We start from the raw sequence: 26,601 nt of genomic DNA on the forward strand, positions 1-26,601 counted from the left end.
CTCCACTCAACAGCGATTTTATGCGGAAGAAATCTCGCATCGGTTCCGACCTAATGTTTTCGCCCGATAAAGCGCTTGATCGGCTCGATCGACCAAAGTTTGGGGTGACGAATCGACAGTAGGAATAGCATGAGCGAGGCCGACACTAATGGTAATATTTTGAAAAATATCAGAAGTGTCATGGGGTATCTTCAAAGCAAGGACTTCATCACAAATCATCTGCCCATATTGCTTCAAAGTTTGCTCATCGGTTTGTGGCAAGACCACGACAAACTCCTCCCCACCATAGCGCGCAACAAATTCCGCAGGTCGTTTGGTCGCAGCTTCGATTACATGCGCAACGGCTTTTAAAGCAGCATCCCCAGCAAGATGGCCATACGTATCGTTATATTTTTTAAAAAAATCAATATCAATAAGTGCGATTCCCAATGGCAATTGGTGGCGCTGCAGTCGATTGTATTCTGCTTCTAAGGCTTTATCGAAATAGCGACGGTTATATAGTCCCGTCAGCGCATCGTACTGAGCCAATCGCTCTAATGCAGCCGAATCATGTTGTAGACGCAAATGCGTCCGGACACGCGCTTGCACCACAGGTGGATTAAGCGGTTTGGTTATAAAATCTACTGCCCCCGCATCTAAGCAAGCGATTTCTGTATCCATCCCAGTGTTAGCAGTGACGAAAATAATTGCGCTTTTACTAGTCGCATCATCATTTTTTAAACGGCGGCATACTTCATAGCCATCCAAGGGTAGCATACCCACATCAAGCAAAATCAAATCGGGTTTATGTTTTTTCGCGATTTCAAGACCTTGCTCTCCATCGACCGCAAATAAAACTCGCCCAAAGTCTTTCAATATATGACTTAACATGCGAATCAAATTCACATCATCATCAATAATTAAAATAGTGCTATCGTTTGGCGAGTACGCAGGCATGAATCAGATTTATAAATCGGCTAATTTTGGAAACTACTATTATTTCTAAATTACAACGATACATGAATCAAGTGTCTAAGCCAAACAAAGTTTTCTCGAACGAGTCAAAAGTCCAAGTCTGAAACAATATGTATCAATTATTCAAGCATCTAAGCTCTGATTAAATTGGACATGATTTATCTGCACATTCTTCAGAATTAAACCATCAACGTTATATAAAAACAAAGACTGAGCACGATTGACTGGCGATCCAAAATCACAGTTTTCGATATGAACATTACGAACTGCCTGGACCTTTGGCATAGGTAGCCCACCATTATAATCAGACGAGACCGGGCCTAAAATAACAATCGCCTGATAACAAGAATACTTACCAGACTGACTGAGCACATTGCCGACTTTCACATTCGAAATGTGGATATGACTCACTTCGGGAGGACGAGTCCTGACGTTATCTGCGACCGGTGCGTAATCACAATCAAATACGACGACAGCGCCGGCAGCACTGGCTACAGTTTTTGCAGCGAACGGTGAATTAGGTAGAAAGGCATAGTAGGAAGGACTCAGTTGCACACCATTTGGGATCGTCACATTACGCACATAGAAGTGTCGTAAGAAACCACCACGATTCATATTGGTTTTCAATCGAATCGCGATATTCAAAGGATTCGTCGCCCAGTTTTTGTTCTCAAATAGAAGATTTTGAGCATAGATATGTTCAATCCCGCCCGCCATTTCGCTACCTAACGTAATCGCGCCATGCCCACTTTGCATCGTACAATTTTGAATCACCATGTGCTGTGAAGGCCCATATTGTGTGTCACGATTCTTACCGGCTTTAATCGCTATACAATCATCACCAGAATCAAAAGTACAAGCATCTACCAACACGTTTTCGCAAGCTTCGGGATCAAAGCCATCACTATTCGGACCATGACTATTCACCAGCACGTTCGCGATTTTTAAATCACGGCAATTGACTGGATGATGCACCCAAAACGGCGCGTCTTTCGCTTGGTAGCCTTGTAGTAAAACCTTGTCGCAACCAATCAATTGAATCAAAGGCGGACGCAAAAAATGACCTTTACCAAATACACGTTTAGACAAAGGCATATTGGCTTCAGACAAAGCAGGCAAGTACGCAGCATCAGCACGCCAGCGCTCGCCTTCACCTTGGATCAACTGTGCTTGTGCTTCATCTATCTGTGTAATCTCGTGCAAAGATTTGGCATTATTTGGATTGACTGTGTTCTCCGACATTTTTCCCGCGACGAAATTGGGCGTCGTTCCCTGCCCTATCGAATTAATCGTGCGTTGTTTGCCTTTCCATGTCCACCAGCAATCTCCCTCGGCATTGAACGGCACACCAGCTTGGCCATCTAAAATACTGCTATTACCCTCGCCTGTTAAGGCGATATTGGTTTGCCCAAACGCATACACCATAGGGGAGTAATTTAGACAATCATTACTTTGCCAACGCGAGATCACTAATTTTCCGTTTGCGCCACAATTCACGCTGCCATATTTTGCATAATCATCCGGCTGATGGCTAAAATAAATATGCGCTCCTGCTTGCAAATGCAAATGCACGTTCGTAAGAAGCACAATCGGTCCAGCGCAATACCAATTTCCACTAGGGATGAGAACACGTCCACCACCAGCTTGATGACAAGCTTGAATTGCCGCATTGATCGCGGGATAACTATCGAAGGCATCCTTGATAGGCGTCTGCAACATCGCTTGCGATTCAAAAGAAACCCAAGCTTTTAATTGCATCAATTCACTTTGCTGCGCTCCATATTGTGTGATTAAAAAATCTTGATCACGAAACTGTAAAGGCTGAGCAAAGCGATCAATAATCTTTTGCGCGGCTCCCCATGGATCAGACATCAAACCTTGATCCTTATGCTCTACCTGTGAATGTACCGGCTGCGCCTGCGCTAAGCTAGCGCTACCCAAAGCAACACCTGCATAGGTAGTAGTTCGCAAAAAGCGACGACGACTATTTTCTTGGTTCATTGTTTGATTGGCTTTGGTTTGGTTGAGTTTGGTTTGGTTGCGTTTGATATGCATTACTTGGCCTCGCTTGCTTGGTTCTTTTGCATACTTACTGCGGTCGGTCGAACGCGATGCGTGTTATTGAATTCTGACAAAAAGATTCCTGTAGTTGCAGGTGCCAAATTCTCCATACTGTCATAGCCTAGATCTTGCACAGGATCGAGTCCGGCCTGCTGCAAATTACGCCAAAAATCGGCAACAGAAAATTGCGCTGGGCGAAAAGCCAAGCTGCCTTTTTTATTCCAATCCGCCCAAGGATGTTGCGCATTGATATGTTCACCGATACTGGAATTTAAAATCACTGTCTTACCAACTGTCTCTAATACCCTCTTAGAAATGGTGCCAAGCGGTGCTTGATAGGCATCGATGTCGGCTAATGTGCAACGATACGATGCCACATTAATAGTGGCATACGGTGTACATTTTTGTGTATGAAACCACTGACGCCCTAAGTAGAATTTGCCAGTTAAAGCATTTGCACTGCCGTCGTGCGTGAAATTGACTTCATTAAACACAAAGCCGTAAGGTGTACGCACGTTGGTATTTGGCGCTGTTACGTACGACGTTGAGCGATCACCAAGCGACTTGATTTCTGAACGATAAAAATAAGCGGTCGTATCACCGAAAATGAAATCGACATTGCCTTCGACATAAGATCGATGAAAAAAACTACGGGCCGTATGGGCAATCGCACTTGATCTTAAGAACAAAGTATCTTGAAAGCCCAATACACGAACATTTTCAAATTGCACTTTATCGGCGCCCTCGACCATCAGCGCAACCGCTTGATGCTGAACTACCACCACAGGTGCGGTGCCAGCGGTAGCACCACAAACGGTGTTCGGACATTCTGCGTTGGTATCGACTTGATCTTTGTTGTAGGTATTTTGAAATGTGATGTTCTTCGCTTGGAATCCATGACCACGTATCCACGCAATTGCTGAACCGCTAGTACCGATCACTGGGCGGTCTTTTAGAGAAGCATACATTTCTTGAATACTAGGATCGACTTGTGCGAACTGCGCCGCATAACGATGAATATATGCAGTACCTAGCAGAGCAGCATGCGCACTCGCTGCAATCTTGGTTTTTTGCGCATCATTCTCATTCGAATATAAAGTAATTGGCACTGCGGTCGCTGGCACGTACATCAATTCACGATATGTACCGGGTTTTACTAAGATATACAGGCGCCCTTTTTTCGATTGCGCAGCTAGCAGTTGACGCCCATCTAATACCGCTTGATTGATCGCTGCTTGTACCGTTTTAAATTGCGTCTTGCCATCTGCAACTGCATTCGCATCTACCACATAATCAACCGGTAACTTGGTCGCAGTCACCAGTTCATCTGACAATGGATTCCACGGATCGATAACGGGTTTATCGGCCGGCCCTGTGCTACGCAACACATTCTCAATCGTGAACGCTTGCGCCTGCTGGCTACTTAATTGTGGACGAAAATTGAATGGCGTATGCACAGGAAAATCCGCAAAACGATTAGCGCACACAGAACTCGATGGATTGTCCCAAACCAGATTTTCCGCTTGCTCGCCAACCGTGATGTTCTTCTGCGCTATCTGTAAATTAGCAAACTGTATCAACTGTGGCGAATTGGCTGCGATGCTGCTTTGCGTAAATGCGACTGACATCGGATGCGCTTGATCATAAGCGCGCAACACGATACGACCGGGCGTCAAACTATGTACGCGATCAAACACAATCGCCTTGTATGTAGGAGTCTTGTCGCCAACTGCAGCTCGATCGTAGCGCGTATCTAAATCAATCGGGCGCTTGCTATTGCGTATGCAAACATCTTCATAACGTACTTGCTCAACCACGCCACCGCGCGAAACATCGCTCTTGATACGCAAGCCCGATGTCGTACCATCTAAGCTAAGATTCTTCACTAAAACACGTCGCACACCGCTATTGGTTTCGCTACCGATTGACATGCCATGACCACTGTAAAAGTGATTATTCAAGATAGAGACATTTTCGGTCGCACCACTATTACCGCCTTTAATCGCGATATTGTCGTCACCAGTACGAATATAACTATGCGCTATCGTGATATTGCGTGAAGAGATAGGATCAATACCGTCCGTGTTACGTGCATCTGCTGGCGTATCAATCTTGACGCCCCACGCAGTAAAACCATCAGTTTGGCTGACCGTTACATGAAAATTCGGTGAATTACGCAAACGTATGCGATAAAACGTAATGTCTTGCGATTTCTTAATCTCGATCAGGCGTGGGATATTGAGCTCATTTTTTTCACGTTGTGCACGACGCGCCATTTGCCACCAAGTTTCGCTCTTGCCTTGCACTAATTGACCACCTTGTCCGTCGATCACACCATCGCCATAGATTCCACTACCGCGTGCCTGATCAATCGTAATAAATGGAGTACAGGTACGGCCTTTCTGCGCATTCACGCCACAGGTTTTACCGCCTTTATCGTATAGATCCGCATCGGTACTCGCATACAAAGTCGCATCACGATCCACGATCAAGCTAACTCCAGTAGGGATCTGCAATGGACCTGCGTGAAAGCTATCTTTTTCGTTGTTTGCTGCTAGCTGGACCGCCTGCCCTGCTGGACAAGCATTTAATGCAGCCTGAATTCTTGCGGTATCTAATTGCCGCAAACCTTCTGCATAGACTTGGCTTGCTGTTAGCACTGTGCATACGGCTGGCAAACGCGGTTCACTGACTTGTCGGGTATCTTGTGCACGACTACTTGGCGCATGCAAAGTAGTCGTCATGGCGATCATCAGCAAGGCATGCTTAGGCTTGAATAGTTCGATTTTCTTGAAGTTAGTCATGACAATTATTCTCCTGCTGCTCGTAAAAACCGACTAATTACATCAATCTGACGACGCAATTGGCCTTCAACCATATTCGCAAAAAAAGCAGCACCTTTCACACCAACATGTGTACGATCGAAAGCCGACTTCGCCGCGCCTTGCGGTTCGATTTTATTGGGATCAACAGCAACACCTGACTCTACTTTTGCAGCCGGTGGAGGTGGCGGTGCAACGGCCAAAGTATCTGCCTCAGCTTCTCCCATCGCTTGCACTGCTGCATGGCTTTCTGCATTCAAAGGTAGCAACACCGTTTGCGTCTGTTGTGCAACCACTTCGATCGCATCCGCCCACGGCTTCAAGTTATTTTCTAATACACCATTGCGAAAACTACGTCGTGTTAATGGTGTCAACAAAACCGGCACCCCGCCCCATTGTTTCACTTCATTGACATAACGCGTCATATTCACTGGAAATTCGGTGACCAAATCGGTCGATCGTCCTGGTTTACCGGGTTGATCATTATGTCCGAACTGAATCAAGACATAAGTGCTGATGCCACTGGCAGCCGATTGGCTTAATAATTCTTGTACACGATTCCATAAACCCTCGGCACGAAAACTGCCAGAACTGCGGCCACCACGCGCCAAGTTGACGCAATCGACTTCCGGCTTAAAACGCGCACACAAAGCATCGCCATAACCACTCTTAGTCGCCATAGTCGAATCACCGACAAGGATCACTCGCAGTTGAGGGCTACTTGATGGCAGCTGAGTCTGTGCCTGACCGCTGTGCGCCATTGATACAGCTAAGCTGATGCTCGCAGCACGCAGAAAAGTACGGAAATGATGTGAAGAAAAAAGATGTTTCATAGTCGATCCATATTCGTAATCTAGCTTTTCATCTGATCGAAGAACAAGCTAATTAGCTAACAAGCAGTATTTTTATCGAAGCAAAATCAAAAAAAGCCCGGCATCTTTGGATCAATATGATCAGCTTGAATACCGGGCTTTTTTCTATGGTCGACTTGCGAATCGCGCTAGCACAAACACGCAGTTGACCGTCTTTTACGACCTAATTAAAAAATGAAAACGCGTCATTTAGAACGTATAGGTAACACGGGTATTGAAAGCACGGCCTAATGGGCTAGCCGCACTACTCAAATAACCGTTGTATCCACTATGATTGGTCACAGGTGGATTCACATCAAACAAGTTATTCACACCGAATACGATGTTAAAGTTTTTAAAGCCTTTATAACTCATCGTGAAGTTGTACACCGTGTATTGCTCGATATCACGGTGATACTGCGCAGCGACCAAATTCTGATCGTGATAGCCCGTGTTGTAGTTCTGTGTCAACTGTGATGTCCAGTTACCGTTCGACCATGACAAGGCCAAGTTATGTTTCCAACGGAAAGTGATAATTGGCAAGCTACTAGTCGTGCCATTGCTAGCCAATCCAAAGCGACCGATATTAGAAGCCCACTCACCGCCTTTTTCCAATTGATTATCGAACTGCGTCAAGTAAGTACCGTTCAACTGCACTTTAAATGTGCCCAAATCAGATTTTGGGAAAGTGTAGTTGGTTGCCACGTCAATACCCGCCGCTTTTTGGCCACCCAAATTCATTGTCGTATTTTTGATGTACAACAATTTACCGGTTTCATCACGTACAAAGTAGGCTGCATACTTGCTTGGATTTAAGAAGTAAGCTTGCTCAGGCAAATTCGCCAGCATGTCGTCCATCGTGACACGCCAGTAGTCAAACGACATCGTCAAATTCTTCATTGGCTCAATCACCATACCCAAGGTGCCACCGACCGAGGTTTCTGGCACCAACTCAGCATTACTACCAGTTTGCTTAGGCAATTTCACATTACATACCGTCGCTGCGACTAGCCCTGGCAATGGCTTACCCGTATTAGCAATCGCTGGAGTCGCACTTGGGCATTGCAAAGGATCATCCCATGCTGATGAAGTTGTTGTCGTTGCACCTGGCAAACGATAACCGTAGCGATCAAATAGCGTCGGTGCGCGGAAACCCGTATTTGCTGAACCACGGAACATGATCATGGAATTTGGCTGATAACGGAAACTCGCTTTTGGATTAAGCGTGTTACCGAAGTCACTAAAATGATCATCACGCAAAGCCAAGTTGACGTTTAATGCCTTGGTAACAGGAATTTCCAATTCCGCAAACAAGGCAGCGACATTGCGCGAACCCTGACCACGTGAAGGTGTGGATGCCGCATAGGTAGCTGCCAAACCGACGTCAGTTTTTACATCTTCGGTAGTATCACGATGGAAATCTGCACCCAAAGCCAAACCAACTGAGCCTGCTGACAAAGTCATGATTGGCTTACTCAAAGTTAATTCAACACCAGTAAAGGTACTTTGCGAAACACGTAGCTTTTGACCATTGAGTGAAATACTATCGAGATACGCTTTACCAGTGGCATCTTGCAATCCAAATGGATTTAGCACGCCGGTAGAAATACCTGACAACAATTTCGGACCATCTAATGCGCCAGAATCAAGATAAGCAACACGATCACTAATACCAATCACTAAACCAGCTTTGTAATCCCAACCGCCGATCACACCTTCATCAGAAAAATTCAAGCGCTGATTCACTTGCTCGTCTTTCGTGATGTACATACCGGCATCCGCTACGCTCCAAGTAACCAATAAAGGAGCACCATTGGTACCCGCTACCGCAGGTACACCACCGCTACCGCCCGGATACCATTTACTCGTTGATGGCAACAAGGCAGTGACACCATTCGCAGCCAAACTGGTGGTTGGAATCTTAGTGCCAAAGATTTGACCTTGACCGCGCGAATAATCGACAGAAAAAATGTGATCATCACTGAATTTTTTAGTCGCCTTCGCAAAGAAAGTTAATTGCTCACGACCATAAATCGCTGTGTTGTAATTGCGATTATCGATAACGCAGGTATTCTTACCACCTTGGATCGAGTATGGCGCTAAGCAACCGCTGGAATAATAGGGATTGGCAGCCGCAAACGATTTATTGCTAGGAATCGTAAAGTTTGCTGGGCTAGCAAAACCGCCACTTGCCAATGAAGGCGCACGGCCGATGCTGCTTAACAATTCATTCGAAGTCAATTCAGCACGATCAGATGCAGCCAAACGACTACGACGTAAACCATCTATGGTTGCGTATACGTTCCAACCATCTTTTTGCAAATCACCTGCACCAACGGTCGCACTAATGCGTTTCTCATCGCCGCCACCTTCACGTTGTGGATCAAGAATCTGACCTGTGATCGTGGCGCCTTTAAAATCACGTTTGGTAATGAAGTTAACAACACCGCCAATCGCGTCAGAACCATAAATCGAAGAAGCGCCATCGTTCAAAATTTCAACGCGAGCAATTGCGCTCATCGGAATCACATCAAGATTTGCATAACCATCTGCAATCGCTTCATTGGCGAGGCGACGACCATTTAATAAGACCAAAGTACGATTCACACCCAAACCACGCAAATTGATATTGGTGCCGGAACCAGCGTTTGACGGTGCCAATGAATTCGATTGTGGCAGTGCCATCATCAAGTCGGCTAAGGTGGTCATGCCACGTTTTTCAAATTCTTCACCAGATACACTGGTGATCGGTAAAGATGCTTCACTTGCAAGGCGTTTGATCGACGAACCTGTTACCTCAACGCGCATGGGTTCTTGCGCGGAAGCTTGTTGCATCAGACCCATTACAGCAATGGTAATTGCGGACAAGGCCAATTGTTTTACTGGTGATTTCTTTGGATTTTTCATGCTAAATTGCATCACTGTCTCCTACTATTTTTAAATTGAAGCCCATCCATCGCCGAGTATTTTTTCTCTTTGCACGGTGAGACCTTAGTCGGCGTACCTCGCGTACCCGTTGCCGTCGCGACGAAGGGCAGCGTGCTGCACCGAGGTCTGAGCGGTCAATTTTTACTACAAATTCTGTTCGCTATCTTGCGCCTAGCGATTGCATATCACTTACAAACAAAAACACTGCACAAAGTGCGATCAATTCATCACTAACCGCGTGAAAAAGTTCTAGTCACGCGCTCAAGATGTGCGCGCATGGCACGCCGCGCCTCAGCTGGATCATGTGCCACAATCGCTTGTAAAATTTGGCGATGATCACCCAAGGTTTGCTGACGCAATTCTTCGGTTTGAAAATGTTCCTTCAACCGATGCCATAAACTACCGCGCTGATTCCACAGATATTCCATGGTGCCAACCAAAGCACTATTACCAGTAGCACGCGCAATCGATAAATGAAATTCACGATCCGCTTGCTCATTACTAGCTGGATTGTGATGATGCTTTTCCATCTCCAATACGGCTTTCCAAATCGCATCAATCGCACTATCGGTAGCGACTCGCGCCGCAATCGCCACCACTTCTGCTTCAATCAAACGACGCGCTGACAAAACTTCAAATGGACCGGGTCCGACTTCGGGTATCGCTTCTTCCACCTGCTCATCGCACAAATACACACCAGAGCCACCGCGCACCTCAAGTACGCCACCTAATTCCAAGGCCAGTACCGCCTCGCGCAGCGAAGCGCGACTGACTTGCAAGCGCGCCGCTAACTCACGCTCCGACGGCAAACGATCACCCGCGATTAATCCTGTTTCCGCAATCAATGATTGAATACGATTTGCCACCACGCGATATAGACGCGGCTCATGCTCGCTAGCGGAAAACATTTTTTTACTCATTGCATCGTCTTCTTAATTACAACCTTTGCTTACTTTCACTTATCTCTCGAAAGCCTATCAGCGCCAATCTAGCTGTCTCTATTTTGCCGCATTTGGTAAGACCATTCTAATGTGGTTAGACCAATTTTGCAATGTGGACTAGCCAAATATTTTTTTTGGTGGCATACTCACCACATCAAGAAAGCTCCAAAGAGAGTCGAAATCGATCGCGTACAAGGCGCGTCTTTTTCCTTAAGCCACCAAGATCACAGTAGCAGTACCCAGAAGCAAGCAAGAAAACAAGAGCAATGCAACACGGAAGAGACTTCTACCCTGTGCATTCGATTGGCATCACAACTGGATATCTAGTTAGGATTTTTGTAGTCGTGAAACGACAAATAGATTACAGAATACTGGTCAGACCAGAATCAAAAAATCCACTGGCGAACACTGGTGAATTCAGTGATGTGTGACTAAGGCAAAAAAGAACGACGAATAAAAAGACTGGAAGAGAGGAAAAGATGGCTACAGATACACCGACTCCCTTATTCATACGCATGCATGAAAAGGATAACGTCGCCATCGTCGTCAACGACGGCGGCCTGCCCGCAGGCACGCAATTTCAAAACGGCCTACGCTTAATAGAAGCAGTACCACAAGGACATAAACTTGCGCTGATCGATATCGCAAAAGATCAAGCGATTACCCGCTACAACGTGACGATTGGCTATGCGCAAACTGATATCGCCGCAGGTAGTTGGATCCAAGAAAACATGGTGCAGTTGCCGCCAGCGCGCGAGCTTCACAATCTTCCTATCGCGAACCGCAAAGCACCTGAGTTACCAGCATTAGAAGGCTATACCTTTCAAGGCTTCCGCAATCCCGATGGCAGTGTTGGCACGCGCAATATTTTAGCTATTACCACCACAGTGCAATGTGTGGCTGGCGTGGTTGACTATGCGGTCAAACGAATTAAAGAAGAACTATTACCCAAGTATCCGAACGTCGATGATGTCGTTGGACTAGAGCATAGCTATGGCTGCGGCGTAGCGATTGATGCTCCGGATGCGATGATACCAATACGCACAGTACGCAACATTAGTCTCAATCCTAATTTTGGCGGACAGACTATGGTGGTCAGTTTAGGTTGCGAGAAATTACAACCGACTCGATTGTTTCCAAAATCAGTGATCCCGATTCAAGTACAAGCACAAACGCAGACCGAACCCGATGTAGTGTGCTTGCAAGACGCTGCCCATATTGGTTTTCAAAGCATGATCACAAGTATTATGCAAACCGCTGAGAAACACTTAGCGACACTCAATCAACGTCAACGCGAAACCTGCCCAGCCTCTGAGTTAGTGGTGGGTGTGCAATGTGGCGGCAGTGATGCATTCTCTGGCGTTACTGCCAATCCAGCGGTAGGTTTTGCAACGGATTTATTAGTACGTGCTGGCGCGACCGTGATGTTTTCAGAAGTGACTGAAGTGCGTGATGGGATTGATCAACTAACCTCACGCGCAGCAACGCCAGAAATCGCCGAGGCCATGATCCGCGAAATGGATTGGTATGATCAATACCTCAAACGTGGCGGTGTCGATCGCAGTGCCAATACAACGCCTGGCAACAAAAAAGGCGGCCTATCGAACATCGTTGAAAAAGCCATGGGTTCTATCGTGAAATCGGGCAGTGCTGCGATCACTGGCGTATTATCACCGGGCGAAAAATTGACACAAAAAGGCTTAATCTATGCAGCTACGCCAGCCAGCGATTTCATCTGCGGCACACTGCAAACTGCCGCCGGCATGAATTTGCATATTTTCACTACGGGCCGTGGAACACCTTATGGCTTAGCTGCGGTACCGGTAATTAAAGTCGCTACCCGTAATGATTTAGCACGACGTTGGCATGATCTAATGGACATTAACGCTGGTCGTATCGCCAGCGGTGAAGCAACGATTGAAGAATTGGGCTGGGAATTATTTCACTTCATGTTAGAAGTCGCCAGCGGTAAAAAGACTTGGGCAGAATATTGGAAACTGCATAATGCGCTGGTGTTGTTTAATCCAGCGCCGATTACTTGATGACGACACTGATAATACAAAAAGATTTAACCGTGATAAATCCCTTCTCCCAAATGCAGGAGAAGGAATTTAATAATACAAAATAGTTGAGAACGACCATGACGACAAATCAAAAACCATTTAAACGTATTTTATTAACCGGTGCAGCAGGTGGTCTCGGACGCATTTTGCGTGAGCGCATCAAGCCTTGGGCAGAGATCGTACGCTTGAGCGATATCAGCGATATGGGCGCCGCACAAGCCGGTGAAGAAGTGGTGCAATGTGATCTCGCTGATAAAGCAGCGGTGCACGCTTTGATGAAAGATGTCGATGTTGTTTTGCACTTTGGTGGCATCTCGACTGAGAATAATTTTGAAGCCATCATGCGTGCCAATATTCAAGGTACGTACAACATCTATGAAGCTGTTCATCAAGCGGGTGTCAAGCGTGTGGTATTTGCAAGTTCGAACCATGCGGTTGGATTCTACAAAACCACCGATTACATCGACGCCAATAGCCCACGCCGCCCAGATGGCATGTACGGTATTAGCAAATGCTTTGGCGAAGATTTATCGCGTTATTACTACGATAGATTCGGTATCGAGACAGTCTGTCTACGCATAGGTTCATCCTTCCCAGAACCGATCAATAAGCGGATGCTAGTCACTTACTTTAGCTATGACGATTTAGTAGAAATGCTGCGCTGCTGCCTATTCACGCCACGTGTTGGTCATACGATTGCATTTGGCATGTCAGACAACCCAGCAAGCTGGTGGGACAACCGCTATGCAAGCCATCTTGGCTACCAAGCAAAAGACAGCTCAACACAATTCGCACATAAATTCCCCGATAGTGGCGACTATCCTGAGAAAGACGACATCACCACCATTTATCAGGGCGGCGGATTTTTACTGACGGGTCCGCAGTACATATAGCGAATCGCAAATCGCGAATCAATGGTCAAAAATCGAAACGCATATCAATGCTATTCAACCCCTCGGCGCAATCAGCCATGCCTCGCGCCGAGGTGAATATGATGCAATTCTAATTTTGATTATCAAATAATATCCAGTTCCCCACCTCCAGCACCAATCCCCTACAACTACACCATTAACTATTTCAAGCCTCCCACAGGAAAAACCGTCTCGATTTAGAGTAAATTAAATTTTACTTGCGCACTTATATAAGTGCGCATATACTTTCCTTTATGGAAAAACTTGGAACACGATTACGTCATTTAATTGACTTACTAGACTCAGCAGTCGCCTCAACGTATAGCGAAGCAGGTTTGAGGTATCGGCCACGATATACACCCATCGTAAGAGCCTTGACCGAATCTGAACCACTCACAATCAATCAGATTGCGAAGTTAGCGGGGATTACACAGCCAGCGGCAACACAAACCATTGCACTGATGGTGAAAGATGACATTGTGAAAATAAACACTGAAAGTAAAGATGGACGTCATAAATTTGTGAGATTCACAGATCATGGCAGAGCTATGTTGCCACTACTTACCGCTCATTGGGAGGCAACAACCGAGGCAACAAAAGAACTTGAATCCGAACTCCCCTATTCTCTAACTGAAATAGTAAAAGCAGCTACATCCCGACTCGAGGAAAAGCCGTTTGCCGCTCGGCTAAAAGAGGCGCATCAGAAAAAAATCGGACGATAAAATGAAGATTCTTATTCGTATATTGTTGTTACTTTCTGTATTTAACAACTTGGAATCACATGCACAAAAAAAATCCCCAGATCTCACGGCTAACGAAAAATATGCGGTGCTGCAATCGCTAAAAACAAACTTATTAGAAAACTATATTTTCCCAGATAAGGCTCATAAAGCGATCAACTTCCTTGAGGCAAGGCAAAAAAGTGGATCGTATGAAAAAATTTCAGATCCAAACAAATATGCGGAAGTTTTAACAAACGACATCATGTCTGTGATTAAAGACAAGCATTTCAACTTGTTTTTTGATCCTGAACGCACAGAAGATGAATTGCGAGCAAAGTTGAGTAAAGAGGACGAAAAATATCTTGAGCAAAAAGAACTAGAAAAAGCACGACGAGATAATTTTGGTTTCAAAGAACTTCGAATTTTAGATGGCAACATCGGGTACCTAAATTTGACTGGATTTTATGACCTTAAAAATGCTGCTCAAACCGTGAATAGCACAATGCGCTTCTTTGAAGGGACATCAGCAATCATTATTGATCTACGATATAACCGAGGCGGAGCATCAGACTTAGCTCAATATCTAACTAGTTTCTTTTTCAACGATGAAACTACACTCTTATTTGATTTTCATACACGGCAAGGTAACAAGACTGATCATAAACAATACCTTACCTTCCCTTATGTTGAAGGACGACGGAGACCAGAGCTACCTGTTTACATTCTAACTAGTCAATTTTCATTCTCCGCATCTGAAGGCTTTTCATACTCAATGCAAAGTACAAAAAGAGCTACCGTGGTAGGAGAAACCACAGGCGGTGGCGCAAATATGTGGACGGGAAAAATAATTGATAAAAGATTCTACGCGCATATTCCAAACGCAAGACCAGTCGATCCTAGAACCCAAACTAACTGGGAAGGTATTGGTGTAGCTCCAGACTTAAAGGTGTCAGCCACGCTAGCTTTACCAATAGCCCACGCGCTCGCTTTAGAGAAACTCATGTTGGCTGACTCAGCAAATGCATCAAGCTACAAATGGCATCTCGCGACTGCAAAATCAAATCTAAAACCTATACAAATTACAGAAGAGCACTTAAAGAAATTTGTTGGAAACTACGAAGGAAAATCCATCATTTTCGAAGATGGACAGCTTTACTTGCGTTGGAAAGGTACGAATTGCAAGCTAATTCCCATGTCTGAAAATCTTTTTCGTGTGGACGAATTCGACTACTTTCGTATCGAATTTATTTATGACACAAATGATCAGGTCAGCCTAAAAATAATTAACGATAATGGTAGTGAGTTTGTATCGATGCGAGTGGCGAACTAACTTTTACTAAACTCGATCAAGATCAATTTTTTGTCGAACTTAAAAACCCCACATAAAAGTATAGAAGTTGCCATCATTTTCTGCGACTACCTGCTCTTTAGTGAATACTGATTTTGTTTACTCACAATTTGTGGCGTAGCAAAAACATCGAATCAGTTAATTGTGTTTTCTATCTTGATTCAGAATGACATTTTAAATTTGGTATCAATCGAATTCTATACGCCTCGTTTTTCATTTTTTTCCAATCCACCAGATATGCACTGTGCTGCATGGCTGGTGTGGAGCCACTTCATATAAATCTGCATTATTCCTTTTCGTTTAAGTCAGCTTTTTCATCATCCCAAATCTCGTGTAATGCCAATGCGGTGCATGGTTTAAGCCGCATACCGATAAGAAACGCTTAGTCAATTTGCTTAAGTGTTTTACTCACACAACTACTTACACTAGGAAAACAGCGATGAAATTTCCCTTGAAATCTTTAGCGATCAGCATTGCGATGTTGACGTCTATTCCAGTGCTTGCACAAGGTGCAGGTAGCGCACGCCTTAGTTTTGATGCACAAGCGGTTGCAAAAGCATCCGCCGCCAGAGAACCTGCTGGCTTGCGTAATGCGGCCAATATTGGTTTACGTAATTTGATTTCTGAAATTAGCAAAGACATTAAAAATGGCGAATTGCCGGAAGGCTTCCCATTCGATGTCAGCGATATTTCTGAATTAAAAAATGCGACCTTAGGGCTAGGCTTTGAGGTTTATTCAGCTCATCCACAAACCCTATTGGCTGGTGGAAGACCATTTGATCAAATGTTGATGGGCACTGGTGTATGGAATTTTGTGGTGCTGGTCGAAAACAATCCGGTTGCATTACTTGAGTTGGAAAAGATCAATGGCAAATGGCAAGTGAATGGCGCTGGTGCTGCAAAATTGGCGCAAGACTTGCATGTTTCAACACAGAACTTCGCGGGCAAAAACGCATTCCGCTTTATTCGCATTTATCAAGCGACTGCCGACTTCATGGAAGTGAAAGACATGGAAGGCCGCGCCCGCTATGCTCCGCTGCTCGCAGCACGCCAATCTCTGCGCAGCACCCAAGCTGTCAATACAGAAACGCCACTGGCAGCGAGTCAAGATGTGCTGCCGGCTTTGCAAAATGCGGTACGCAATCATTTAGAGCGCTTTGGCAAATAAACACTGGCGTCAGCAATTCAGCCTCATTTGCAATCTATTTTCAACTTAAAAACCGTTTGATTCACCATCGCTATGCTGTGTGATGATCAAACTCATTCCGTCTCGGAGACAAGACCATGAAAAAAATAATTCGTCGATTACAACTTCTTTCTATAGTAGCTGCGTTAGCAGTCAGTAGTTATGCTTCTGCACAAACCAAAAATCTCAACGTCCCTTTGCGCGTGCAAGAACATAGCCAATGGTGCTGGGCTGGCGCTAGTCAAATGGTACTCAATTTCTTCGGCAAAACACCGAGCCAATGTGCAGAAGTCAATTACGCAATCGGTATCAACTACGCTTGTGGCAATACAACGTTTAATTGGAACAGCCCTGCCAATCAACCCAAGCCAACCAATACCATCACTTATATTTTGAACGGTTGGGGTGTGAGCTCCTCGGTAGTTGGTCGCTTGTCACAAGCTAATTCAACTGCAAAAATCAATGCCAATCGGCCTTATGTTTTGCTATGGCAGTGGACTGGTGGTGGCGGCCATTTTGTGGTGGTCAAAGGTTACACCAACAATGGCGCAACTTTGTACATTAATGATCCGTGGCCAGGCAATGGCGCTTATGTGAGAACCTATGCAAGCACGGCGTCTGCCTCTGATCGCTATTGGTACAACACTGCTGTGACAAACTAATGATTTGAAATCATCGCGCAATCTTTGATGAGATGAACATGGATTGCGCGTTGTTTTTTCTTGGCTTCTTGCGCCTCGTATTGGCTTAACTCGAGTTAGTCTTCCTAGAACTCATTTCTACAGCAGATTTCTAACACTTATGTTTGATCAACTTGATTCGCAAGTGATTTTAAAAATCGGTGCAGATAAATATCTAATTGCAACGCGACATGCTCAAACGAGCGAGTTCCAATCACCATCATGCTTTCCGCATGGCCAGAACAACGCAAAGCATGCTCAATGCATACAGCAGATTTGCCGAAGAAAATAAGTTCTTTATAAGCTAAGCAAGACTGTGCTGAAGGTATATTTTCAAGACAAATCACCGCGCAAGTGCTTGGGGTATCAGCAAATTCTTCCTTCGAAAATTCGTCTGGAAAACATAATGCTAGTATTTGTTTTTTCATCGCGCTGAGCCATTCATTTTTCTCAGTCATCAAATTCACTGACATCGCGTTCGACAACGATGCTGTGTTCAAAACTAAAATATGCGGTGCGAATAAACCCATAGAAAAACAAGAAACGTGATCAAAGTATGATGAGAGCAAAAATGCAGGATTGCTTAGAAAAGAAAAATTAACTCGATTCTGAAAGAGACCTAAATAGCGCCCAAATCAACGCGATTGCGCTTCGCTGATCAGCCATTGGTGAAAAGCCACAAATGCGGCATTCTCTTTCATGTCTGCCGCATAGATCAGGTAATAATCCAAGCGCAACGGTGTCTCCACATGAAACGGCCGCACCAAACGCCCTGCGGCAATATCATACTCAACCAATAATGCCTGCCCCAAGGCCACGCCCTGACCATCGATTGCCGCTTGCAACGCCATTAAAGCGAGTGTGAATAAGGGGCCCTTACGTACATCTTTATCATTCACACCCAAGGTTGAAAACCAAGATTGCCAACTAGGATAATCGGGATCGTTCATTGCACTGACTTCGTGCAGCAAGGTTTGTTTGCTTAAATCTGTAGGCTGCGCAATGTTTTTTGCAATGGCAGGACTACACACTGGAAATACTTCGGTTGCGATAAATGGTTCGATGCGAAAATCAGCAAATTGTGTACGACGAAAATCAATAGAGATATCGCAATCACGATAGCTACGATCGACTTCGGAGACGATTTCAACACGAATATGCGGATGACGATTCAAAAACCGATATAAGCGTGGAACCAACCATTTAGAACCAAATGAAGGTGGTACGCCTACTCGCAACAAGACATTATTGTCATTGAGCAGCGTATCCGTCGCTTGTTGAAAAATCTTAAAACCCTCACGAATACGCGGCAAATAGCGCTCACCCGCCTCGGTTAGTTTCAACACATTATTACTACGCTGAAATAAATCTAAGCCCAAAAAATCCTCTAATAACTTGATTTGATGGCTCACCGCAGCATTGGTCACATGCAATTCTTCCGCCGCACGCGTGAAGTTTAGTCGCCGTGCAGCGACTTCAAAAACCTTCAATGCGTTTAGTGGTGGAAGACGTTTAGACATATTACCCTCGTTGAAAACCGATACCATATCAGAACTTCATTTAATAAAATTTGATGAAAGCTTGAAATTTAGTTGTTGTCCCACTGAAATCTAGAACACCTCAACAGTATCAATATATCAATTACTAAATAATATGAATTAAGATTTTGCAAAACTACCTAATAATTTGGTAGTCATTTTAATATCATTCGATAAAAGAATGACTGCGAACAGAATGCCAATATGAGCATAAACATATGACCTGCTGGAAGGAGTAAAGTAAAGGATTGAATACTTGCCACTACATAAGTCTTATGGCGTATTGCTGACGAGTGGTAACAGGAGAGGCGACATAATCCATTTTATCACTACCTAGTAATGCAATAAGTAAGCGACAAGCCAAAGCCTCCATTTCCAAAGTCAAATTTACCCCCGTTCCTACTCCATGCAAAACAAAACCGAGCGGCTCCCCCATAAAAAGCGCCTCATGGACACTTTCGTTTCGAAGAGATGCGATCTCTGTGCTTAGTACGCCACTATCGTCAGCCCAAGCGGGAATTTGCATACCAAAAAGCTTACACATCCAGGAAATACGCTGTCCATGTTTGAGGTATTCTGGCGGCTTTTGAATAGACTTGGCTAGGGCGAAACAAGCGTCGAATGCTGAGTAAAGTAGTAAAAATCGTTCGAACTGAAGGTGATGCGGATTTTGACTAAGAAACAATGCATGAATAATGCCTGCAATCAGCTTAGCCCTCTCAGATTTAGTTCGGTGCTTGGCCCAAAACGCTTCAGCTAGTACTAATACATCCACAATCCCTTGTCCAGTCAAAACAAAATCAAAAAGCTTATTTGGTTTAATTGGAGTGGAATCAATAAAACCCGCTTCAGTCGAAGTAAGACGCATGCCAACAAAAAAGGACAAAACCCAAAGATGGAAACGTAGATGATCGTCATTATCGGGTGATGAATGTGACAATATATGCGTTTTTGGAAGACCAAAGATACGAGTCGGATACGGCATCTTGACTATGTTGCCACCAAATTGAAGTACCTCTTGCGGGGGAGCATAAATCCAATCGCCCGCGACATGTTCGCTGTCCTTCTCAATGGCAAAAACTATGTCGGTTAAATTTGGAATCGTCGAAATTGAGACTGCACCAGCAGAAACATCGAGCGTCTGTGGATAGTAACCAAAAGATAGATTGTGAGTATTCATTAACTAATTTTGAAAAAGAGGGAGATCAAGAAGTCCAATTTATGTGCCAAAACCAACTACTTTCACTTCACTCTGACTTGCATAGTAGACATCAAAAAGCGTAATTAGACCATCTGCCTTCTGTTTATAGTCTACAACGATTTGATTATATTAAGAGTCTTTATGCTCTTTTATAAAATCCAAGTAGTGACAAAAAAACTTGGTATGGCTGTGCAAACTTAGAGAATTACCAAATCAATCAGTAAATTAAAATTTACTCATTAAATATTTCTTAATGACATCTCAAATATTCCTCGCTTGCTCCCTCGCCTTTGCACCGTTAAGCTGCTAGACATCTAATTAAGTTGCACTACGACACATCGGTTTCTAGTGGGATACCATCGATTTCGGCGTCACAAAGTTGAAACTGTCGTACTGCAACACACTAATTTCATTTAGGTCTTATTCGACATGACTCATATCATTACCATCGACACCGGCACCACCAATACCCGCGTCACCTTATGGCAAGACCATCAAGTGCTGGCTCATGAGGCTTGCGAGGTTGGCGTACGCGATACCGCGATCACTGGCAATCGAGAAAAATTACAAAATGGGGTGCGCAACACCATCAATAAAGCCCTCGCCAGCGCACAGGTCGATGCAGAACAAATCGATCTTGTGATCGGCTCTGGCATGATTAGTTCCAATGTCGGATTGTTTGAATTGCCGCATGTGTTAGCGCCTGCTGGTTTACAGCAACTAGCACGAGGTATGGTATCGGTGACGATTCCTGAAGTATTTTCAAAACCGATCTGGTTTGTACCGGGCGTGCGTAATGTAGTGGAAAACATCGGCTTACATAATTGCGAAGCAATGGACATGATGCGCGGTGAAGAAGTTGAAGTCATGAGCGTGATTGATCAACTCGGCATAACAGGCCCCGCCATGATGGTGATGCCTGGTTCACACTCGAAGTTTGTTTGCATCGACGATAAAAATCGTATCACTGGTTGCGTCACCACACTCGCTGGTGAACTAATGTATGTGATCACACACAATACTATTTTGGCGCAATCTCTTGACTCTCAATTTGCGACCTCCATCAATCAAGAGATGCTATTGGCGGGTGCGCAATCAGCGCAGACTATCGGTTTGGGACGCACCTGCTTTAACGTGCGCACACTAGATCAATTCACGATTTATGAACGCAATGACCGCGCTAATTTCTTATTGGGCGCAATCCTTGGTGCTGACTTATTGACGCTCAAAAATAGCACGGCAATCAAGATGATGCCCGGCACACCAGTGATCGTGTGCGGCAAACCCATCATGAAAGAAGCCTTGGCGATTCTGATTAATAACGATGATTATTTCTCTGGAAAAATCACCGTCGTGTCGGATGAAACCCAAGCCCATTTAGCAGGACAGGGCGCAATTTTAGTTGCCTCCGCACGTGGTTTAATTAAGTGATGTGAAAAGCTTAGACAAACAAACGAAGTAAATTAGGGAATTTACCCATACGACGATCAATGACGAGAGCGCGCGAGACAAGTATGCTGTGCCCCGCCGCGCAATCACAGTAATGACTATTTTTTGATGAGTACAACATGACAAAAGAAATCACTCGCTTTGGCAATATCCCATCCGGTGCAGGTGGACAACGCCTACCTTTTTCACCCGCAGTTCGTGCTGGCGATTTTGTGTTTTGTTCCGGACAAGTGGCGATGAAAGAGAATGGTGAAATCGAAACCGGCGGTATCGAATCACAAACCCGCCGCACCATGGAAAACGTTAAAAAAGTATTGGCTCTAGCAGGTTGCGAACTAAGTGATGTGGTCAAAGTCAGCGTATGGCTTGACGATACACGTGACTTCTGGACTTTTAATCGCATCTATACCGAGTATTTTGGCGAGCATCCGCCAGCACGTTCATGTGTGCAATCGGCCATGATGGTTGATTGCAAAGTCGAGATTGAAGTCACCGCTTATAAACCGCTTTAAGCCACTTTAAGGCGTATTAAAGCACTTTCAGCCTCGCTACCGATACTCAAATTCATCACAGTTCTACCACCAATTCAAGGATGCCGACAAGATGGCCTACCGCTCTCTCTATACCTACGCTTGGGATATTGCTGATATTGGCGTTTCTCAGTTTGTTGATGAAATGCTCGGTATGGGCATCACTGATGTGACGATAGCGACCGCTTACCATGCCGGTAAATTTATACGTCCGCATGCCAAGCATCCACCACGCGTAATTTTTCCAGAAGATGGCGTGGGTTATTTTGATCCAAATCTTCAAGCGTATGGCGAAATCAAACCGCAAGCGCATAGTGATCAGGCAATGCGTGCTGTACTACCAGCTTTATTGCAAGACGGCAGATTAAAAGTCCATGCTTGGACCGTGCTGTTACACAATACCCGTTTGGGCACCGCATTCCCGCAACACACCGTAAAAAATGCCTACGGTGATCCCTACGTTTATAGTTTGTGCCCAATGCATACAGCGGTGTTCGATTATGCGGTGAATCTGTGCAAAGATTTAAGTCATCAACATGCCTTAAGCAGCATCGTGTTAGAAACCCCTGGCTGGCAACCATATGCACATGGCTACCACCACGAGTTTGCACAAGTGGCGAGCAATCCTTGGTTAGATAACATGCTAGGAATGTGTTTTTGCGATGCATGTACCAGCGCAGCAAAAGAAAAAGGCATCGCAATCGATGCGCTACAAACGCGAGTGCAAGCCAACATTCACAGTTATCTGGCACTACCTGCCGATGCTCAGACAGATCAAGCAGCTAGTTGGACCCAATCCGATCTATTAAGCGATCCTGAATTATTAGCGTTCATCAGCATGCGACAAGATCGCGTGACGCAGTTAGTCAGTGCGATTCGTGCAGCAATTCCAAGTGAATGCGAGTTAGCCGTGATACCCACAGTACAACGACCGACCGCCGCTTGCTGGACCGAAGGTAGTGATCTAAAAGCGCTATCTGAAGTCGCTGACTATCTCGAAATCCCATTTTATGAACCAAGCGCCAATCGTGCCATCGCCGACGCTTGGGAAAGCCTACGTCAAATTGGTAACCCAGAAAAAATACGCGCAATCTTGCGCCCTGGCTTACCCGATCTCAATCAAGGTGCAGACTTAGCACCCGCAATCAAAGGCATACAAGCTTTAGGCATTCGAGACTTTGCGTTCTACAACTACGGCTTACTACCGCAGTACCAGCTTGATCATTTAGCGAACACGCTCAAGGAACAAAATTAAATGGCCAGAAATATTCTCATCACGGGCGCCTGTGGCGGCATAGGCCGCGCACTCTGCCAAGCTTTTGTGAACGCGGGTGATTATGTGTATGCACAAGATCGCGAAGCGGCACAATTAAACGCTTTAGTTGAACAACTTGGTACAGAAAAATGCACCGCGGTATTAGCTGATATCACAAATGCCGAACAACTAAAACAAGCTTTACATCTTGCGGTAGCAAAACGCGGTGAAGTACATGTCTTAGTCGCCAACGCAGGCGCCGCGCAAGCATTAACTTTGCAAAGCACTACAGAAGACAGCTGGAAGCAAGACATGGATTTGAACCTGAACGGTACCTTCCACACCGTCGAAGCAGTTCGCCCAGCAATGCAAGCAGCAGGTAAAGGGAATATCGTAATTATCGGTAGCGTGAATGGCATGAGCTCGTTTGGACATCCGGCGTATAGCGTGGCGAAAGCTGGTTTGATTAGTTATACCAAGGCGCTGGCGATGGAATTTGGACGCTTTGGGATACGGGCGAATATGGTTTGCCCTGGTACGGTGAAGACCCAAGCGTGGCAAGCCCGCGTCGATAAAAATCCGCAGGTGTTTGAGGATTTGAAAAAGTGGTATCCCCTACGTGATTTTGCGACGCCTGAAGATATTGCGGATGCTGTGATGTTTTTAGCGTCTGATGCGGCAAGAGTGATTACGGGAGTGGTGTTGCCGGTGGATGGTGGATTGATGGCGGGGAATCAGGTGTTTGCTCAAGAGTTGACGCAGGAGGAGATTTAGGGGGGGGGTTGGTTTTTTGTTTGATTGCTGGGTTTGGGTTTTGGTTTTGTTTTTTGGGTTTTGTTTTTTGGGTTTTGTGTTGCTGAGCGGTCTGTTGGTCGGGGGTGGCCCGACAGCCACTCACTTTTCTTGCTTCGCCAAGAAAAGTAAGCAAAAGAAGGCGACCACACTGCCACTGCCCTTCGGGTTCCCAATTGTGCAAGACAAAAAATGGGAAAGCTTCGAAACTCGCCTGCGGCTCAAACAACGAAGCTTTCTTTATCCATTTTCTGCCCTGCACAATTGGCAGTGTCAGAAGTGGATAAAGGCAAAGTCAAAAACAACAACAAAACAAACAGTATCAACCGCGATGCCGTTCAATTGAGGTAGAAAAATTAAGAATTGAGGCTTCATCTCTGCGTAGGCAGGGATCCAGTGACGTAAAGTTTTTACGCCACTGGATTCCCACCTTCGCGGGAATGACGATACATGTAGCGAGGCGTAGCTGAAGGAAATTGAAGCATCGACGGTATCTCATTTTTCCATTAGCCGTTGATGGTTGTTGTTTTTGACTTTGTTTTTGACTTTGTTTTTGACTTTGTTTTTGACTTTGTTTTTGACTTTGTTTTTGACTTTGTTTTTGACCTACCCCCGTTTGAGACGATGTAATTTGTGCTTCACAGAAAATGGATAAGAAAGTGTTGTTGTTTGAGCGTAGCGAGTTTCAACACTTTCCCATTTTTTGTGATGCACAAATTATGCTGAAGCGCAGCGTAAGCACCCGAAGGGCGAGTCTACGGTCGCCTTTCTTTTGCTTACTTTTTCTTTGGCGAAGCAAAGAAAAGTAAGTAGCTGTCGGGCTACCCCCGACCAGCAAACAATGAGCAACAAAAAAAATATGTCAAGAAAAATAAAGATTCTGCAATCGACCTAACGCAACTTACAAAAACAATTTCAACCAAAAACGGTCAATTGCACTATCACCAGTAAAAAAACGGAACAAGATTTATAGAAACAAACAAACCAAAAGAGACACTCTCAACTCACCGAGAACCATCAACAAAAAAACGGGAAAACCATGACCAACAACGAACCAACTCAATCCAAAAAACAAGTCATAGTCGCCATGTTCTTCATCGCCCTATTGTTTTTCATTCTCGGCTTTGTAACTTGGCTCAATGGCTCACTCATTCCCTTTCTAAAAATCGTTTGCGACCTCAATGACTTCCAAGCGCTATGGGTCACCTTCGCGTTTTATATTGCCTATACTGTGATGGCGCTACCTTCAGCAGCGGTACTCAGTCGTATCGGCTACAAGAATGGCATGACCGCTAGCCTTGGTGTGATGGCTATCGGTGCGTTGATGTTCATTCCAGCTGCTAAAACCAGCTATTACGGCTTATTCCTGCTTGCCTTATTCACGCTTGCTACTGGCATGACCTTGATGCAAACCGCGATCAACCCTTACATCGTTTGCATAGGTTCACGTGAGAGTGCGGCGATGCGTATCAGTATCATGGGTTTGTTTAACAAAGGTGCTGGCATAGTTGTACCGATGGTGTTCACTGCACTGATTTTGTCTGGAATCGACCAAAGCACAACTTCAACCGCGGCGTTAGCGGCGATGGATCATGCTGCACGTGAAGCATTGCGCGATGATCTCGCCGCGCGTTTGGTTATGCCATATATCGTGATGGCAATTGGCTTGCTTATTTTCATGGCGATCATTCATTTTTCTTCTTTACCTGATCTCGACTTACAAGATGAAGAAAGTAGTAGCACCACCCGCTTTGGCGTGCTGCAATTTCCGCAGCTGGTATTAGGTGCAGTGACTTTATTTGCGTATGTTGGTGTTGAAGTAATCGCGGGTGACACGATAGGTTTGTATGGCCAACATCTAGGGGTTGAACATTTTCTAAAATTGACCTCTTACACCATGGGTTTTATGGTGATCGGCTATTTACTTGGCGCGGTCGCGATTCCTAAATTGTTATCACAAAAAAGCGCACTGATTTTATCTGCATTGAGCGGTATTCTTTTTACCGCGGGCGTCGCTTTAAGCTCATCGACTGACAATAGCATCGCTCAAGCTTTAGTGGGTTGGGCAGGAGTTCCAGTGGTACCCAATTCAGTGATGTTTCTGGCTCTTTTGGGGTTTTCTAATGCACTAGTCTGGCCTGCAGTTTGGCCATTAGCGCTTGAAGGTTTAGGCAAGTACACTGCGGCGGGTTCCGCCCTGCTGATCATGGGCATTGCGGGTGGCGCTATTCTGCCTATGGTATATGGTCACTTCTCCGACAGCAGCGGTGCACAAAGTGCTTATTGGATGATGTTACCTTGCTACGCCATGATCTTGTTTTATGCGATCAAAGGGCACAAGATCACTAGCTGGAAATAACTTTTTACTT

Annotated in this window: 20 protein-coding genes; 11 read left to right on the forward strand and 9 right to left on the reverse strand. The window is 45.1% G+C overall.

The features are described from left to right. Window positions 1–18: 18 nt before the first annotated feature. From IE103_RS09890 to IE103_RS09915, 6 genes are all read right to left on the reverse strand, one after another. The gene (locus tag IE103_RS09890) at window positions 19–936 is read right to left on the reverse strand and encodes a GGDEF domain-containing response regulator (RefSeq protein ID WP_189345955.1); all 918 of its coding nucleotides are present in this window, start codon (window positions 934–936) and stop codon (window positions 19–21) included. Window positions 937–1,077: 141 nt separating this feature from the next. Then, window positions 1,078–3,009 (reverse strand): glycoside hydrolase family 28 protein, encoded by a 1,932-nt coding sequence (locus IE103_RS09895; RefSeq protein ID WP_229827208.1) that lies wholly within the window; start codon window positions 3,007–3,009, stop codon window positions 1,078–1,080. After that, window positions 3,009–5,819 carry a pectinesterase family protein gene (locus IE103_RS09900; RefSeq protein ID WP_229827209.1) on the reverse strand — a complete coding sequence of 937 codons (2,811 nt, stop codon included), beginning with the start codon at window positions 5,817–5,819 and terminating at the stop codon, window positions 3,009–3,011. Before IE103_RS09900 ends, IE103_RS09895 begins: the two co-directional genes overlap by 1 nt. Before the next feature lie 5 nt (window positions 5,820–5,824). Then, entirely contained in the window at window positions 5,825–6,670 is an 846-nt protein-coding gene (locus IE103_RS09905; protein ID WP_229827210.1) for a rhamnogalacturonan acetylesterase, read from the reverse strand. A gap of 228 nt (window positions 6,671–6,898) precedes the next feature. Then, window positions 6,899–9,595 carry a TonB-dependent receptor plug domain-containing protein gene (locus IE103_RS09910; RefSeq protein WP_229827211.1) on the reverse strand — a complete coding sequence of 899 codons (2,697 nt, stop codon included), beginning with the start codon at window positions 9,593–9,595 and terminating at the stop codon, window positions 6,899–6,901. A gap of 251 nt (window positions 9,596–9,846) precedes the next feature. Next, the gene (locus IE103_RS09915; protein ID WP_229827212.1) at window positions 9,847–10,524 is read right to left on the reverse strand and encodes a FadR/GntR family transcriptional regulator; all 678 of its coding nucleotides are present in this window, start codon (window positions 10,522–10,524) and stop codon (window positions 9,847–9,849) included. A 512-nt stretch (window positions 10,525–11,036) separates the two neighbouring features. On the opposite strand from IE103_RS09915, the gene garD reads away from it, so the two are divergent. The 6 genes from garD to IE103_RS09945 all read left to right on the forward strand — a co-directional run bounded on the left by garD (window position 11,037) and on the right by IE103_RS09945 (window position 17,449). Next, window positions 11,037–12,599, forward strand: a complete 1,563-nt coding sequence (garD, locus tag IE103_RS09920) for a galactarate dehydratase (protein WP_189345958.1) — start codon at window positions 11,037–11,039, stop codon at window positions 12,597–12,599. 98 nt (window positions 12,600–12,697) lie between these two features. After that, window positions 12,698–13,513, forward strand: a complete 816-nt coding sequence (locus IE103_RS09925) for an NAD-dependent epimerase/dehydratase family protein (RefSeq protein WP_189345959.1) — start codon at window positions 12,698–12,700, stop codon at window positions 13,511–13,513. A 272-nt stretch (window positions 13,514–13,785) separates the two neighbouring features. Next, on the forward strand, window positions 13,786–14,253 hold the full coding sequence (locus IE103_RS09930) for a MarR family winged helix-turn-helix transcriptional regulator (RefSeq protein ID WP_189345960.1): 468 nt from the start codon (window positions 13,786–13,788) through the stop codon (window positions 14,251–14,253). A gap of 1 nt (window position 14,254) precedes the next feature. Next, complete coding sequence (locus tag IE103_RS09935) at window positions 14,255–15,583, forward strand: S41 family peptidase (RefSeq protein ID WP_189345961.1); 1,329 nt, start codon at window positions 14,255–14,257, stop codon at window positions 15,581–15,583. A 457-nt stretch (window positions 15,584–16,040) separates the two neighbouring features. After that, window positions 16,041–16,769 (forward strand): hypothetical protein, encoded by a 729-nt coding sequence (locus tag IE103_RS09940; protein ID WP_189345962.1) that lies wholly within the window; start codon window positions 16,041–16,043, stop codon window positions 16,767–16,769. A gap of 116 nt (window positions 16,770–16,885) precedes the next feature. Continuing rightward, window positions 16,886–17,449, forward strand: coding sequence for a papain-like cysteine protease family protein (locus tag IE103_RS09945; protein WP_189345963.1), 564 nt, complete (start codon window positions 16,886–16,888; stop codon window positions 17,447–17,449). Between the two features lie 137 nt (window positions 17,450–17,586). Here IE103_RS09945 and IE103_RS09950 read toward each other — a convergent pair whose 3' ends face one another. The 3 genes from IE103_RS09950 to IE103_RS09960 form a co-directional block, all read right to left on the reverse strand. Then, complete coding sequence (locus tag IE103_RS09950; protein ID WP_189345964.1) at window positions 17,587–17,997, reverse strand: hypothetical protein; 411 nt, start codon at window positions 17,995–17,997, stop codon at window positions 17,587–17,589. 105 nt (window positions 17,998–18,102) lie between these two features. Continuing rightward, a complete protein-coding gene (gene gcvA / locus IE103_RS09955; protein ID WP_189345965.1) occupies window positions 18,103–18,987 on the reverse strand; it encodes a transcriptional regulator GcvA in 885 nt (294 codons plus the stop codon). A gap of 280 nt (window positions 18,988–19,267) precedes the next feature. Next, window positions 19,268–20,185, reverse strand: a complete 918-nt coding sequence (locus IE103_RS09960; RefSeq protein WP_189345966.1) for a hypothetical protein — start codon at window positions 20,183–20,185, stop codon at window positions 19,268–19,270. Window positions 20,186–20,635: 450 nt separating this feature from the next. Between IE103_RS09960 and IE103_RS09965 the strand changes: the two genes are divergently transcribed. The 5 genes from IE103_RS09965 (at window position 20,636) to IE103_RS09985 (ending at window position 26,591) form a co-directional block, all read left to right on the forward strand. After that, window positions 20,636–21,637 (forward strand): 2-dehydro-3-deoxygalactonokinase, encoded by a 1,002-nt coding sequence (locus tag IE103_RS09965; RefSeq protein ID WP_189345967.1) that lies wholly within the window; start codon window positions 20,636–20,638, stop codon window positions 21,635–21,637. Window positions 21,638–21,774: 137 nt separating this feature from the next. Further along, entirely contained in the window at window positions 21,775–22,167 is a 393-nt protein-coding gene (locus tag IE103_RS09970; RefSeq protein WP_189345968.1) for a RidA family protein, read from the forward strand. A 91-nt stretch (window positions 22,168–22,258) separates the two neighbouring features. Then, the gene (locus tag IE103_RS09975; RefSeq protein WP_189345969.1) at window positions 22,259–23,440 is read left to right on the forward strand and encodes a hypothetical protein; all 1,182 of its coding nucleotides are present in this window, start codon (window positions 22,259–22,261) and stop codon (window positions 23,438–23,440) included. Next, window positions 23,441–24,214: an SDR family oxidoreductase gene (locus tag IE103_RS09980; RefSeq protein WP_189345970.1), complete on the forward strand. Its 774-nt coding sequence runs from the start codon at window positions 23,441–23,443 to the stop codon at window positions 24,212–24,214. 1,057 nt (window positions 24,215–25,271) lie between these two features. Next, a complete protein-coding gene (locus tag IE103_RS09985; protein WP_189345971.1) occupies window positions 25,272–26,591 on the forward strand; it encodes a sugar MFS transporter in 1,320 nt (439 codons plus the stop codon). Window positions 26,592–26,601: the final 10 nt, after the last annotated feature.

Origin of the sequence: Affinundibacterium macrobrachii, assembly GCF_014652415.1 — a bacterium.
GTDB lineage: Bacteria > Pseudomonadota > Gammaproteobacteria > Burkholderiales > Burkholderiaceae_D > Undibacterium > Undibacterium macrobrachii.